Here is a 14456-nt window from a genome sequence, read left to right as displayed (position 1 = left end):
ATTCTACACTTACCAGGAGTGCTGTCATGAAACAGGAAAGAGACGTTGAAAAATCATATCCGAAAAAAGATTTTGTCGCCAAATTGCGACGCCTTGCCGATGCGATTGAAAACGGCAGCAAGTTTGAGATTAAGGTAGCCGGAGAAAGGATCTACGTCCCGGTGCGGGCAGAATTCAGCATCGAACACGAAAGAGAGGGTGGCGGCGAAGAACTGGAATTCCAGGTTAAATGGAAATCCGAATAGCAACCAGGCTTTCCAGGGGCTGCAAGGTCCCCGCTTATTGACGGATTTTTTTATCCACCGCAGGGGCCACGTTGCGCTTGAGGAGCCGGATGCGTACCTCGGTTAACCCTGCTGCGGAGAGTCCTGTACTAAGGAATCGGTCATTTTTACAACGATCTGGTATTACTAGAGGTTTGCTCATGCAAAACGAACTGACGCCCGAACGCCTGGTGTTTCTTGAAAAAGATTTTCAGCGGGGCTTTATTAAATTTTGTGGTTTTCAGGCAGTCCGTATAGGACCAGGACTTTTTGAGTCGCAAATCACCATAGCAAACGACCACAAAACCCAGGATAATTTTGTCCACGCAGGATTGATTGCCACCATGTCCGATCATACCGCCGGATATGCTGCCTATACCCTTGTTCCCGAGAGTATCAGGATATTGACCATCGAATTCAAGATTAACTTTTTAAAACCTGCCTATGGCAGGGCCTTGAAATGCAGATCGGAGGTCATCTCCCGGGGAAGACAGATCATAGTCGCCCAATCCACAGTATTTGATATCAGGGACACTGAGGAAAAAATGGTTTCGAAAAGCACGATTACCCTGATGGCCCTCGATGCCGAGAAGCTCACGGCCAAAGACCGCTAGAAGAAGCTCTTGATCATGAACACCTTGCTCGTTGCAGGTCGTCATGGCCAACAGGTCAGGATTAAAGTGAATTCCATTATCGGAGGAAACCGCAAACGTTAAAATTTGCATAAAAAATCTGGAAAGTGTAGCCTGAATGTATTGGATTTCCAGGATTTCGAAGTACACGCGCAGGGGCGTAGAACGGCTCTTGGTCACCGTGTCCTTTGCATCACCTGCCGACTCAATTACTTCGTATAAAAGGGACAAGTCACCCAGGGAAAACCTTCGTAACGGCGATTTTTTCAGGTGGCAAAACACTCATAGGCCATTTTTGCAAATCATGGAGGGGATAATGACAGCAGGACGGAAATTGTTCGTTGCAGTTGCGGTGGTTTTATGCGCCGCCGGGATGTTTTTTGCGCAAACGGGATGGGTGGCAGCAGAGTCCAAGGTGGCTTTTTACGCCAACATTACCTCCGTCGAACCGATCATGGACGCCTTTGCCAAGTCCTCCGGCATCAAAGGCGAATATACCCGGATTTCGACGGCCAAGTTTCTCTCCACCGTCTTTACTGAATTCGAGGCAGGCAAGTTAATGGCCGATGTCATCCAGGCACCGCTGCCCGTCCTGGAAATGCTTAAAGAAAAAGGGGTCATCTCCTCGTATGTGTCTCCTGCCGCCACCACTTATCCGGCTTGGGCCAACAAAGACGGCATTCAGCTTTTTGGCATTGAATACGTCGGGCTCATCTATAACAAGGAGCTGGTTAAACCGGCCGATGTGCCGAAGCGCTATCAGGACCTGACCGATCCGAAATGGAAGGACAAGATCGTCATGGCCAACCCAACCAGCCATGCCACCACCATCTGCTGGCTGGTCGCCTTAAAGGACACGGTTTTCACCTCCGAGGCCGAGTGGCGGGATTTCCTCAAGGGTCTGGCTGCCAACAATCCGATGTTCGTCACCTCCTTTGGCCCAACCCCGGCGCCGATTGAAAGCGGTGAGAAGCTCATCGGCATCTCCATGCCCAAATATATCGTCACCAAGGCCCCCGCCCCCTTAGACTGGGCACGACTCGAAAACCAGCCACTGATGGGCACGCCGCGGGCAATGGGCATCTCCACCAAGGCACCGCACCCGGAAGAGGCCAAGAAATTCGTCGACTACTGGCTGTCAAAAGAGGCCATGACCATCCTCGCCAAGGATGTCGGTGAATACGTCCTGGCAGACGGGGTCTTCCCGCCCATAGACGGTATGGATAGGGCCAAGGTCATTGCCATCAAGGAACTCTCCGACGACGAGATCACCAAGTGGGGCGAAGACTTCAAAAAGATTTTTGCGGCCAAGTAACCGACCGGTATCATGGAAATAAAAATTACCGGCCTGCGGAAGCATTACACTTCCGAAGGCCGGATTATCAAGGCCCTGGACGATGTCGGCCTGACCATTCCGGCCAATCGTATCTATACCCTCTTGGGTCCGTCCGGCTGCGGCAAGACCACCCTGCTGCGGGCAATCGTCGGCCTTGAAACGCCTGATTGCGGCGAGATTCGCATAGGTGAGGATATCGTCTATTCCTCGGAAAAAAACATTGCCATCCCCACCGAAAAACGGGGTTTGGGCATGGTTTTTCAAACCTATGCCATCTGGCCGCATATGAACGTCTTCGACAATGTCGCCTATCCCCTGCAGAACCGCAACGTAGCCAAGGATGAGATTCGCAGGAGGGTCAGCGAGACCCTGTCCCTGGTGCAGCTCGAAGGCTTTGAGAACCGCCCCGCCACCAAGATCTCCGGCGGCCAGCAGCAGCGTGTGGCCCTGGCCCGGGCCCTGGTGGCCAGGCCCAAGGTCATTCTCTTTGACGAACCGCTCAGCAACCTCGACGCCAAGCTGCGTGAGGAGACCCGCAAGGAGCTGAAGTCCTTTCTCTCCGAACTGGAAATCACCGCCGTCTACGTCACCCACGACCGGGTTGAGGCTCTCGCTCTGTCCGACACCATTGCCATTATGCGGGCAGGCCGGATCGTTGAAACCGGAACGCCGAAAAAGATCTACTTCGAGGCGGAGAGCACCTTTGTCGCCGACTTCATCGGCCGAGCCAACCTTATAAAGGCGGTGGTGTCCGAGCAGCTGCCGGAGAGCACCGTCGTTGATTCCGCCATCGGCCGGATCTGTTGCAAGAAGACGGGTTTTCCGGTTGGGGAGGCTGTTACCCTTTGTCTGCGCCCCGAATTTATCCGCCTTGTTCAGGGGACCAAACAAGGGCCGAATGTTGTTTCAGGCACAATCACCGATCTGATCTTTGTCGGTGAAGCGTATGAAGGCGAGATTCGCGTCGGCAAGCAGCTGCTTCTCGCCCGCCTTGAGCCGGAAACCGAACTGACTGCGGGTGCGGCAGTCAGCTTCCAGGTGAGCCCCGACCACTGCTTTCTTGTCGCCGCGTAAAACTACCATGACCGGCAGACACAACCAATTAACCCTGCTCCTCATCGTCATTGTCGGCTTTCTCACCGTCTGCCCGGTGGTGATGCTGGTCTTCGGCAGCCTTTCCAAGGGCCTCACCGCCTCCGGGGAATTTACCCTGGCCAAATACATTGCCGCCTATTCCGACCCAGGTCTTCTTGAAGTCCTCTGGAACACGGTGATTTTCGTGGTCGGGGCATCGCTTGGCGCCACGATCCTTGCCTTATTTCTCGCCTATCTGAACATCCGTACCAATATTCCCTGCAAATTTATCTTCGGCATCATCTCGATCATTCCGATGATGATCCCCCACATCCTTTTCTCCGTCAGCTGGGTTCTCCTGCTCAACCCATCAAACGGCATACTCAATCTCATCCTCAGGGAAGCCTTTGCCCTTGACCGGTCGCCCTTCAATATTTACTCCCTGCCCGGGATGATTCTCGTCGAAGCCTTGCTCGACCTGCCCATCGCCTATCTCATCATCGCCCCGGCCATGGCGGCCTTTGATGCCTCGCTGGAGGAAAGCTCCCGGGTCTGTGGCGCCTCAACCGGCAAGACCATCTTCCGCATTACCCTGCCGGTCCTGCGTCCGGCCATTCTCGCGGCCTTCGTCCTTTGCGTCATCCGCGGTCTCGCCTCGTTTGCCGTGCCCTCGGTAATCGGCATGCCCGGCCGGATCTACGTGCTCGCCACCCATCTCTATCAGATGGTCTCAACCGGCTTTGCCGCCGATTACGGCAAGGCGGCGGCCGTCGGCATGAGCGTCATGGTGGCCTCGATCATACTCATCTATCTCTACCGGCACCTGACCTCGGCGGGCGACAAGTTTGTAACGGTGGCCGGACGTGGCTATAAACCAACGATTATTACCTTAAAGAGTTCAAAGATACCGCTCTTTGTCATTCTTGGGCTGTTGTCGTTTATCCTCATCATACTGCCGGTAATCGTCCTCGTTTACACCTCCCTCGTACCCTACTCGATGGTACCCAGCGCCCGGGCCTTTTCCCTCATGGGCTGGAAACATTGGATCGATGTACTGAATGACCCGATTTCCCTTCTCTCCCTGAAAAACAGCCTGTTTCTCGGGGTGGGCGGGGCGACTATCGGCATCGTCCTGTCGATTTTCGTCGCCTACGTCATCGTCAAGGTGCGGACACGGAGTGCCGGTGTTTTGGAATCGCTTAGTTTTCTGTCCTTTTCCTTCCCGGGCATCGTCATCGGTGTCGGTTTTATGTGGTTTTTCGTGCGAACCCCGCTCTATGCAACGATCTGGGCCCTGCTGATCGGCTACATCGCCACCTATCTGCCTTACGGGATCCGACCGCTTTCCAGCGCCTTTGCCCAGATCCACAACCATCTGGAGGAATCATCGCTGGTGTCCGGCGCCTCCTATCTGACGACGCTGCGGCGGATCATCATCCCCCTGCTGGTGCCGGGAATCGTCTCCGGCTGGGTGTTGATGGCCACCATGTTTGTCCGGGAACTTTCGCTATCGGTGGTGCTGTCGCGTCCGGGAACCGAGGTCCTGGCGGTACAGATCTTACGGTTCTCCGAGGATGGCCTGTGGGGAAGGCTTTCGGCCCTGGGTATCATGATGATCGGCATTTCCACCGCGCTGGTCATCACAGTCAATGTCATCGGCAATTGGTTCCGTCCGGTTGACACACGATCATCATAAGGATAAATGGTCAAACATACGGTCTGGTTTGAGGTATTGGCAAAAGGATATGAATGACAAAGCGCTAGAGGATTTCGATTACTGGTGGCAGGTACCCGGAGAATGGATTGAGCCGCCGAATGCGCGTCGAGGCGGAACTAGCGGGGTGGTTCGCCATGTGCCGGAACAGGGCCCGACTCTTTATATAAAACGCCAGGAGGGCCACATTTTCCGGTCCTTCCGCTACCCTTTCGGGCGGCCCACTAGTCTTCGCGAGGCTGGGGCACTGGAACATTTCCGGGCCATCGGACTCCTGGTGCCGACCACCCGCTTTTTTGGCATCAAAAGAAAGGACAAGTGGCATGCCGTTCTGGTGACTGAAACCCTCCCACAGGGCTTTGTCAGTCTTGATAATCTGTATCCACAGACAAAAATTGCACCTTTCAGTCCAACCATACAGAACATGCTCATTGAGAAACTGGCAACCACTCTGGCCCGGTTGCACATGAAACGGTGGCAGCATTCCTCCTTGATGCCGAAGCACATCTTCGTCCGGTATTCCGAGGCAACAGCCGACGGCCAGGCAGCCCGGGTGGAGGTGGCTTTTCTTGACCTGGAGCGGGCCCGCAAACAGTTTTCATCGGCAAGGGCAGCACGTCGCGACCTACGTTTTATGCGAAGTCTCTTAACCTTCTGGTCGGAACAGGACTGGATGCTGTTCGACCAGTGTTACCGCCGCGTCTTCGGGCGAAAGGTCCAGTATTGAAAAATTCCCTGCTTCATAGTTACCAAGGCTTATGATAGTATGTTCGTATACCTGCAAGAATCCTGAGCAAGTCCCGTCTCGGCATGACACGTGAAACTGAAGACTACCCAACGTACTCCCGGAAAAGGAGGGCAAATATGGCCACTGCGGTCACAAAAAATCCAGCATTGCAATTGTCGAAGACTTTTGCCTGTTGTCTGTTACTTACAGCAACTCTCGGATTATTCAGCCAAATAGCGGTTGGTGCACCGCCAAATGGACTTGGCGGCATTCGTGAAGCGAACCAGCCAGAGACAGCAGATCCTGCCCCTGGCTCAATGTCGGTTGCCAGGATTCAGTCCGCCGCAAAAAAAGATGTCGATGAAGCGGTTTTGCAGGAAAAATCGAGCGTTACGACAAGCCCACCTCAGCCGATGCCCAAAAGTGGCGGACGGGTGAAGAGGGTAAAAGCCCTGAGCGATCCGTCGTCTGAGAAAAACGACATGCGGGCTATTCGCGGCGCCGGCGCCGGTATCCAGGAAGAGGATAGTCTTTCCGGTGGATCCAGCACAAAAAGCGCTCCCACCAAAGCAAAAGCGGGCGCTAAAGAAGATTCTTTTTAAGGCGTGAAAAAAAGAAAATCAGGGCGGTTGGCATCGGCAGGCTGAGGGCCTGTCTCGCCTGATCAACCGCTGGTTTTTGCACGATATGTAAGCAACACAAAATGAAAAGGAAACGAACATGCTTTTAAAAACGGTTTTCCCGGGAAAGTACATCCAGGGCGAGAACGCTCTCAATCAATTACCGCAGTGGGTGAACGTGTTTGGCAAAAACGGCTTGATCATTGCCTCACGAACCGCCAGAGAAAAAATCCTTCCCGGGCACAGCGATGCCTTGGCCGCAAACTCGATCAGCGTCGAGCCTTTCCAGGGAGAGTGCTGCGAAAACGAATTAGACCGTTTAGCCTGCATTATCAGTGACAGACAGGTCGGAGTTGTTGTTGGCATGGGCGGCGGCAAGGCGATTGACACAGCGAAAATTGCCGCCGACCGGGCCAATATTCCGGTCATCATCGTCCCCACTATCGCCTCGACCGATGCGCCCTGCAGCGGCTGTGCCGTGGTCTATACCGATGGCGGTGTCTATGCCGCCACCAGCTATCAGAAAATGAACCCGCAGGTCGTCCTGGTTGACACAACGATCATCGCCAATGCCCCGGCCCGCTTCCTGGTGGCCGGGATGGGCGACGCCCTGGCAACGTGGTTTGAGGCCAGATCCTGCGACCGCACCCAATCGAAAAATGAATGCGGTGGCTACAGCACCATGACCGGCTTGCATTTGGCAAAACTCTGTTATGACACCCTGTTGGCCTATGGCAGTGCCGCAAAAATTGCCGTCCAGGAGCATGTTGTCACTCCTGCCGTCAATCACATTATCGAGGCAAATATCCTGTTGAGCGGCCTGGGCTTTGAAAGCTGCGGCCTTGCGACCGCCCATTCCGTCCACAATGGCCTGACCGCCCTCGATGAAACCCATGCCTTCTTCCATGGCGAGAAGGTGGCCTTCGGCGTTCTGACCGGTCTGCAACTCACTGACGCCTCGCCGCAAGAAATAACGGAGGTGTATTCTTTCTGTGAAGAGGTTGGCCTGCCGACCACCCTTGCCGATATCGGCCTGCCAGAGATTGGCCGCGACAAGCTGATGCTGGCAGCAGACAAGGCCTGCGCCCCTGTGGAATCGATCCATCACGAAGCAGGTACGATCACCCCGGAAAAGGTCTTGAGTGCCATGGTCGTCGCGGATGCCATGGGAAAATCGCGCCAATGCGCTAAAAAGTAGCCGGAACCGCCCCTCCCCGGACCGCAACCCAGCAGCTACTTTCACTAAGGAGTGTACCATGAGAAAATATGCCTTATTTGTCTTCAATGGCGATCCTATGTGTTTCATCCACGTCCTTTTGAACGCCCTGGACATGAAAACTCGGGGCCATGAGGCGAAGATCATCATTGAAGGGGCCGCGGTGAAACTGCTTCCTGAACTCATCAATCCCGACAACCCTCTGCATGCATTGTGGAAAAAGAGTCTCAAAGGGGGGGTGGTTGAAGGGGTATGCAAGGCGTGCTCCAATAAACTTGGTACCCTGGAGTCCGCCAAAGAGCAAGGACTGAACCTTCTTGACGATATGTCCGGGCATCCCGGCATGGCATCGTACCGGGAAGAAGGATATGAGCTCATAACCTTCTAGAACCCACAAAAAGCGGGGTATTATTGAAATAGCTGCCGTACTCCACCCGTAGCCAAAGGCGTTCTGACTGCATCCTCCTGGAGAAAGTCATATGAATGAGATTGAAGCCATCAAATGGCATCTGGGCCGGTACCGCGCGGTCCTGGCACAGCAGACTGACCGTTTGTACAATGCCCTTGAAGAACTGCAACGCACCTCGTTGTTTATCATGAGTCTCGGCGAGGCGGCGGACGACAAAATCGATGAATGGCTGCATCGCCAAGGCTTTGCCGTTGATGAAGACGGTTTCTTCCAGAGCCGCCCGCTCCTCGATGCCTTTCGAGGCGGCACCGCGCCGAAAGACGCCGTCAGCCTTTCCTGGGGCAAGCATCTGCGTGATGACCGGACGGCCCGGCAACGAACCTACAGCTATCGGCATATTGGTCCCCATCTCAAGCATCTCCACGACCGCCTCGGCGATGTTGGCTGGATTTATTACCAGGACGCCGGCAACACCGCCCTGCAGTATCCTTATATCGATCAACGCACTGCCATCCCCTTTGATTTCGATTGGTCGACCTACCATACCTTTCACTCCGTCTGCCCGGCAAACAACCCGAGCCGCCAGATTCAGTGGACCCCGCCCAACATTGATTATGCAGGGGAAGGGCTGATTCTCTCCGTTTCCATCCCGGTCTGGCAGGATGAATCCTTTGCCGGCCTATGGAGCATCGACCTGCCGATTCGCTATCTGTATCGCGATTTCGCCGCCTCCAAGACCTTCGCCGATCAAGAGCAATTCATCGTCAACGACAAGGGCATGCTGGTTCTGCATGACAAACTGCAGGCCGAAACCGATAAGACCAAGGGCCGGGTTTTTCTCCATCCGCTGACCGAACTCGGGGGCCAATGGGCCACTCTCGACCTGGCAACACTCAAAGACCAGGAAGAAGGCGTGCTGGCGGTGACCGACGCCCTTGGCGCTGAATGGCTTTTCTGCTACTGCCACGTGCCCGGTGTCGAGTGGACCCTATTTTGCGGCCTGCCAAAGGCATCAATGGAGGAGGCCGCGGCCCAACGGTTGCGTCAGGCCTTCCAGCAAATCTCTTTCGGCAATTTTTCTCATCGCATTGAATCGTCGCCGACCAGCGCCCTGTCGACCCTCGTCGACGAGTTCAATACCATGAGCCTGCGGCTCAGCCAGGCCGAGGAACACCGTGAAGAGATGGAAAAGCAGCTGCGTCAGGCGCAAAAGATGGAGGCCGTCGGCAGGCTGGCCGGCGGGGTTGCCCACGACTACAACAACATGACCAACGTGATCCTCGGCTATGCCGATATGGCCCTGGAAAAAATAAATAAGGACGATCCTTTATTTGCTGACCTGCAAGAGATCAACGGGGCGGCGCTACGTTCCATGGAGCTCACCCGCCAACTCCTGGCTTTTGCCCGCTGTCAGGCTATTGCCCCGAAGGTCCTCGATATCAACGGCGCAGTCTCCAGTATGCTGCGGATGCTCCAGCGACTCATCGGCGAAGACATCCAGCTCGAATGGCGCCCCGGCGTCGGAGTGTGGCCGATTCAGATCGATCCCACCCAAATCGATCAGATTCTCGCCAACCTCTGCGTCAATGCCAGGGATGCGATCGACGGCATCGGCAAGGTGACCATTGAAACCGCCAACGCCGAATTTGATGATGCCTATTGTAGTCTGCACCGGGGGTTCATCCCCGGCCAATTTTCCCGGCTGACGGTACGCGACAACGGTTCGGGGATGAACCAGGCAACCATAGACAAGATCTTCGAACCCTTTTTCAGTACCAAGGCCATAGGCCACGGTACTGGTCTTGGCTTGGCGACGGTGTACGGCATCGTCCAGCAGAATCAAGGTTTTATCGACGTTTTCAGTGGACCGGGACAAGGCGCCGCCTTTTCGATTTACCTGCCGCGAATTATCGGCGAATCGGTTGAGATGGTCTTAAACAGCGGAGCCAGCGTCGAATTGGGTAATAATGAGACTATATTGCTGGTGGAAGACGATGCCGCCATCCTGCAGATGGTCGAGAGAATGCTCGGGCAACTGCGCTATCACGTCCTGGTGGCCAAATCCCCGCTTGATGCGATTATCATCAGCGAAAACCACCCGGAAGGCATCGATCTGCTGCTGACCGACGTAGTCATGCCGGAACTGAACGGCAGCGATCTAGCCAAGCGGCTGCGCGATTTGTTTCCGAATCTGGCGGTGTTATTCATGTCCGGGTATACTGCTAACATCATCGCGCACCGGGGCATACTCGACAAAGATATCTACTTGCTCCAGAAACCCTTCTCAAAAAAAGAACTGTCGATAAAGCTGAAGGAGGTGCTGAACAATGCCGGAAGGCGGTAAGGGGCAACAAGCGTTCCGTTCCTTGCAGCCAGCTCGTATTAGTATCACCGGCTTTCCCCTGCTGGTTTCGGAGTGGTAATTTTTTTCTAACACCCTTCTTGCTCGGCAGACGGCTCTCTGCCCTCTCCGTCTTTTGCTCGGTCCGAATCCCCTTCCCAGGCAACTGCCAATTCACAACACCCTTGACTGAAAAAATTCCCAGCCTACCCATTCCGCTATCGAATGCGGCAAGAAGCTCTTGACGCGTGCCCGACAACCAGGTAAATAATATTTACCATTTGGTAAACATGGTGGCCACATCTTGTCTGTCAATTTAATTATATACCTGTATCAAGGTATTTTATTTCTATACCCCTTAGGTAAGTTATATTTATCTTCTCTCCATGGAAAATCTATCCACCAGCAACCCGCCTGGCAAAATGAAGATCATCGAGGCCATGCGCACCCTGCTCGACACCCGTACCTTCGAGTCCATCACCATTTCGGAGATAGCGGTCACCGCCGGTGTCACCGAGGGCCTCATCTATAAATATTTCAAAGACAAACGCGACCTGCTTCATCACGTCCTCAAGGAACACTATGAGCAGTTCCTGGTGCAGATCGACCGGGACCTGCAGGGCATCGATGGGGCGCTGAATAAACTGAAGAAGATCATCTGGTCGTCGATCGAACGCTATGCCAATCACCGGGTGTTTGCCAGGATCATCCTCCTTGAGGTGCGCAACTCCGATGACTACTTCCAGAGCGATGCCTATGCCCTGGTCCGACAGTTCAACCGGCTGATTATCGATATCATCAACGAAGGCATTGCCGGCGGTGAAATCAGGGAGGACATTCCCCCTTCCTACATCCGCAACGCCATGTTCGGCACTATTGAACATTCGTGCCTCAACCGGGCCATTTTTAATGAGGCGGTGTCGACAAACGATGCCGCCAAGGTCATAACCGAGCTGCTTTTTAAGGGGATCCGGAAATAGCTACAACCTTGCCTTAGCTACAGCGAAGACCGTATACAACGAACTCGAACCGGTGCCTTGGCGCCGAGCGGTTCGTTGTCAACATCGAACTCAACCAAGAGGATCAGAACCATGAAAGACGTAGTCATCGTATCCGGATGCCGGACCGCCATCGGTGCCTTCGGCGGCACCCTCCGTGACCTGAATGGCGCCATCCTGGCCAGCATTACCATGAAAGAGGCGGTCAAGCGAGCTGGCATCGATCCGGTATTGATCGACGACATCCGCTACGGCTGCTGCATGGAATCTGCCGACACCCTGAACGTTACCCGGGTGGGCTCGCTGCTCGCCGGATTCCCCGAAACCGTTACCGCCGTCACCGTCAATAGGGTGTGCATCTCCGGCATGGAGGCCGCCATCTCCGGCATGGCGATGATCCAGGCAGGTATGGCCGACATTATCCTCGCCGGCGGCACCGAGCATATGTCGAGCGTCCCCTATTCGGTTCCGGCGGCTCGTTGGGGCTGCCGCCTGCAGGACCAGGGCTTTGTCGACAATCTGATCCACGCCCTGCATTGCGGCTCGCACATCATCCCCCACCCCGAGGACGGTCCGGTGGACGCAACCAAGCCGCCGCTCAGCATGTTCGTCGGCAAGCCCTATATCATGGGCCATACCTCGGAATTCATCGCCCAGCATCTGGGCATCACCCGAGAGGAGATGGACGAGGTGGCGCTGCGCAGCCATAACAATGCCGAGCGGGCCACCCAGGATGGGTCCTTTGCCGACGAGATCGTACCGGTGGAGGTGCCGCAGCGGAAAAAGCCGCCGCTCATCTTTGACAAAGACGAACATTTCCGGCCCGGCATGACCATGGATATGCTCCGCAAACTGCCGCCGGCCTTCGTGCCTGAGATCGGCACCGTCACCGCCGGCAACTCCAGTGGCATCAACGACGGCTCGACAGGCATGGTGCTGATGTCGGCCGACAAGGCCAAGGAACTCGGCCTCCAACCCATCGCTAAGATCAAGGCGGTTGCCCGGGGTGCCTGTCACCCATCGGTCATGGGCTTGTCGCCGGTGCCGGCGGTGCGTAACCTACTGAAGTCTTCCGGCCTTACTCTCCATGATTTCCAGCTGATCGAGGTCAACGAGGCCTTTGCCGCCCAATACCTCGGCTGCGAAAAGGAGCTGGGCCTCAACCGCGACATCACCAACGTCAACGGCTCGGGCATCGGCCTTGGCCACCCGGTCGGCTCGACCGGCGCCCGGATCATGGTCACCCTGATGTATGCCATGAAAAAGCAGGGCAAATCCCTGGGTCTTGCCACCTTGTGCGGCGGCGGCGGTGTGTCCATGGCCTGCGCCCTGGAAATGCTTTAAACCTGAGAAGCGATGTGCCGTCGTTGTCGGGGTTATGGCAGTGCGGCATCTAGGTCCGGAAGATCCCGGACAGCCATTCTATGTTGAGGGAAACCACCATGATACGTGAACCACTCTCGGAACAGGACAAACTTCGCTACAGCACCATCAACCAGGAAAACATCAATTTTCTGATGAACCGCAACAACCGGATCAACCGCTGGGTCATCGCCGACATGATCCGCCGGACCCGCTATCACTATCCAGACAAAACGGCCCTCATCTTCGGCGACATGAGCCTTACCTATAGCCAGCTGGAAGACCAGTGCAACCAGGCGGCCAATGCCCTGGCGGGCCTTGGGGTGCAGAAATACGACCGGGTGGCCATCCTCGCCCACAACACCCACCACCATGTCCTCACCTGGCTTGGCTGCGCCAAGATCGGCGCGGTTTACCTGGCGGTCAATTACCTGCTGCGGGACGACGATATCGCTTTCTGCATCAATCACTCGGAAAGCACCGTCTTTATCGTCGAGGACAGCCTCTACGGCAACGTCAAAGGGGTGCTTGACAAGATGCCCGGGGTGCGCCACCTCATCTGGTCCAACCAGGGGGCAGGCCAAGCGGCAATAGACGGCTTCATCGACTTCAATGCCTGGTATACCAAGGCCCCGGCCACCGAGCCCGATGTCATCCTGCGCATCGAAGACCCGGTACAGATGACCTACACCAGCGGCACCGAATCCCTGCCGAAGGGGGTCATCATCAGCAACCAGTCGCTGATTGCCCAGTATATGGGCTGCATCATCGACGGCAAATATGAAGCCACTGATATCAATATCAACGCCCTGCCCATCTATCACTGCGCCCAGCGGGATGTCTTCCTCAACCCGATCTTCTGGATCGGCGGCACCAACATTCTGATGAGCCCGGATGTCGGCAAGATCCTCGCCGCCATCGAGACCTACAAGGCGACCACCTTCTTTGCGCCGCCCACCGTCTGGATCGGTATGCTCCGTCATCCGGAATTTGGCCGCTACGACCTGTCCAGCCTGACGAAATGCTACTACGGCGCCTCGATCATGCCGCGGGAAATCCTCAAGGAATTGCTGGAGAAATTTCCCAAGGCCGGGGTGTACAATTACTACGGCCAAACCGAGCTGGCACCCTACCACCTCATTCTCAAGGCCGAAGACGCCATGACCAAGATCGGCGCGGCCGGAAAAGGCGGGCTGCATATGGAGTCGCGCATCGAGGATGAAGACGGCAAGGAGATCACCGCCGTCGATGTGCCCGGCGAGATCTGTGGCCGCGGCCCGCATGCCATGACCATGTATTTCAAGGAACCGGAAAAGACCGAGGCGGCGATGAAGGGCGGCTGGTTCCACTCCGGCGACCTGGGGGCCCTTGATGAAGATCGCTATATTACCGTGGTCGACCGGATCAAGGACATGATCAAGACCGGCGGCGAGAACGTTGCCTCCCGCGAGGTGGAGGAAGCGGTGTATAAGCATCCAGCCGTGGAAGAGGTGGCGGCAGTCGGCCTCGACCATCCCCGCTGGGTGGAGGCAGTGGCGGCGGTAATCAAGTTGAAGGCCGGCGCGACCGCAACCGAGGCGGACATCATGGAGCATTGCAAGGCCCATCTTTCATCCTTCAAGATCCCGAAAAAGATCATCTTTGTCGATGCCCTGCCGAAAACACCGACCGGCAAGATCTTGAAACGGCAGATGAGGGAATCGTACAAGGGAATTTTCCGTTAACCGTCATCCCGGATGAAGTATCCGGGACCGTCAAGAGGTA

Annotated in this window: 13 protein-coding genes; all 13 read left to right on the top strand. The window is 55.5% G+C overall.

The genetic code is table 11. From position 1 onward, the window contains the following. Positions 1–26: 26 nt before the first annotated feature. A complete protein-coding gene (locus tag OEL83_18835) occupies positions 27–245 on the top strand; it encodes an amphi-Trp domain-containing protein (GenBank protein ID MDK9709104.1) in 219 nt (72 codons plus the stop codon). A gap of 179 nt (positions 246–424) precedes the next feature. Further along, positions 425–877, top strand: a complete 453-nt coding sequence (locus OEL83_18830; GenBank protein MDK9709103.1) for a PaaI family thioesterase — start codon at positions 425–427, stop codon at positions 875–877. A 334-nt stretch (positions 878–1211) separates the two neighbouring features. After that, positions 1212–2210: an extracellular solute-binding protein gene (locus OEL83_18825; protein ID MDK9709102.1), complete on the top strand. Its 999-nt coding sequence runs from the start codon at positions 1212–1214 to the stop codon at positions 2208–2210. Between the two features lie 12 nt (positions 2211–2222). Next, entirely contained in the window at positions 2223–3305 is a 1083-nt protein-coding gene (locus OEL83_18820; protein ID MDK9709101.1) for an ABC transporter ATP-binding protein, read from the top strand. Between the two features lie 7 nt (positions 3306–3312). After that, on the top strand, positions 3313–5001 hold the full coding sequence (locus tag OEL83_18815; GenBank protein ID MDK9709100.1) for an iron ABC transporter permease: 1689 nt from the start codon (positions 3313–3315) through the stop codon (positions 4999–5001). A 49-nt stretch (positions 5002–5050) separates the two neighbouring features. Further along, positions 5051–5746, top strand: a complete 696-nt coding sequence (locus OEL83_18810) for a hypothetical protein (protein ID MDK9709099.1) — start codon at positions 5051–5053, stop codon at positions 5744–5746. A gap of 137 nt (positions 5747–5883) precedes the next feature. After that, positions 5884–6348, top strand: coding sequence for a hypothetical protein (locus OEL83_18805; GenBank protein MDK9709098.1), 465 nt, complete (start codon positions 5884–5886; stop codon positions 6346–6348). A gap of 118 nt (positions 6349–6466) precedes the next feature. Beyond that, entirely contained in the window at positions 6467–7564 is a 1098-nt protein-coding gene (locus OEL83_18800; protein MDK9709097.1) for a glycerol dehydrogenase, read from the top strand. Between the two features lie 58 nt (positions 7565–7622). Then, complete coding sequence (locus OEL83_18795) at positions 7623–7970, top strand: DsrE family protein (GenBank protein MDK9709096.1); 348 nt, start codon at positions 7623–7625, stop codon at positions 7968–7970. A 91-nt stretch (positions 7971–8061) separates the two neighbouring features. Beyond that, positions 8062–10335: a response regulator gene (locus OEL83_18790; GenBank protein ID MDK9709095.1), complete on the top strand. Its 2274-nt coding sequence runs from the start codon at positions 8062–8064 to the stop codon at positions 10333–10335. Between the two features lie 383 nt (positions 10336–10718). Continuing rightward, positions 10719–11312 (top strand): TetR/AcrR family transcriptional regulator, encoded by a 594-nt coding sequence (locus tag OEL83_18785; protein MDK9709094.1) that lies wholly within the window; start codon positions 10719–10721, stop codon positions 11310–11312. Between the two features lie 111 nt (positions 11313–11423). After that, entirely contained in the window at positions 11424–12674 is a 1251-nt protein-coding gene (locus tag OEL83_18780; protein ID MDK9709093.1) for an acetyl-CoA C-acyltransferase, read from the top strand. Positions 12675–12772: 98 nt separating this feature from the next. Continuing rightward, positions 12773–14416: an acyl-CoA synthetase gene (locus OEL83_18775; protein MDK9709092.1), complete on the top strand. Its 1644-nt coding sequence runs from the start codon at positions 12773–12775 to the stop codon at positions 14414–14416. Positions 14417–14456: the final 40 nt, after the last annotated feature.

Source organism: Desulforhopalus sp. (assembly GCA_030247675.1).
Taxonomy (GTDB): Bacteria; Desulfobacterota; Desulfobulbia; order Desulfobulbales; family Desulfocapsaceae; genus Desulforhopalus_A.
Note: the sequence above shows the minus strand (reverse complement) of the source record. Positions and strands in the feature narration are given on the sequence as shown.

What these genes read in the sequence shown, in the direction of transcription:
- OEL83_18800 (MDK9709097.1), top strand. Translation starts at nt 6,467, where the DNA reads ATGCTTTTAAAAACGGTTTTCCCGGGAAAGTACATCCAGGGCGAGAAC.
- OEL83_18815 (MDK9709100.1), top strand. Translation starts at nt 3,313, where the DNA reads ATGACCGGCAGACACAACCAATTAACCCTGCTCCTCATCGTCATTGTC.
- OEL83_18785 (MDK9709094.1), top strand. Translation starts at nt 10,719, where the DNA reads ATGGAAAATCTATCCACCAGCAACCCGCCTGGCAAAATGAAGATCATC.
- OEL83_18825 (MDK9709102.1), top strand. Translation starts at nt 1,212, where the DNA reads ATGACAGCAGGACGGAAATTGTTCGTTGCAGTTGCGGTGGTTTTATGC.
- OEL83_18810 (MDK9709099.1), top strand. Translation starts at nt 5,051, where the DNA reads ATGAATGACAAAGCGCTAGAGGATTTCGATTACTGGTGGCAGGTACCC.
- OEL83_18820 (MDK9709101.1), top strand. Translation starts at nt 2,223, where the DNA reads ATGGAAATAAAAATTACCGGCCTGCGGAAGCATTACACTTCCGAAGGC.
- OEL83_18780 (MDK9709093.1), top strand. Translation starts at nt 11,424, where the DNA reads ATGAAAGACGTAGTCATCGTATCCGGATGCCGGACCGCCATCGGTGCC.
- OEL83_18795 (MDK9709096.1), top strand. Translation starts at nt 7,623, where the DNA reads ATGAGAAAATATGCCTTATTTGTCTTCAATGGCGATCCTATGTGTTTC.
- OEL83_18835 (MDK9709104.1), top strand. Translation starts at nt 27, where the DNA reads ATGAAACAGGAAAGAGACGTTGAAAAATCATATCCGAAAAAAGATTTT.
- OEL83_18830 (MDK9709103.1), top strand. Translation starts at nt 425, where the DNA reads ATGCAAAACGAACTGACGCCCGAACGCCTGGTGTTTCTTGAAAAAGAT.
- OEL83_18775 (MDK9709092.1), top strand. Translation starts at nt 12,773, where the DNA reads ATGATACGTGAACCACTCTCGGAACAGGACAAACTTCGCTACAGCACC.
- OEL83_18805 (MDK9709098.1), top strand. Translation starts at nt 5,884, where the DNA reads ATGGCCACTGCGGTCACAAAAAATCCAGCATTGCAATTGTCGAAGACT.
- OEL83_18790 (MDK9709095.1), top strand. Translation starts at nt 8,062, where the DNA reads ATGAATGAGATTGAAGCCATCAAATGGCATCTGGGCCGGTACCGCGCG.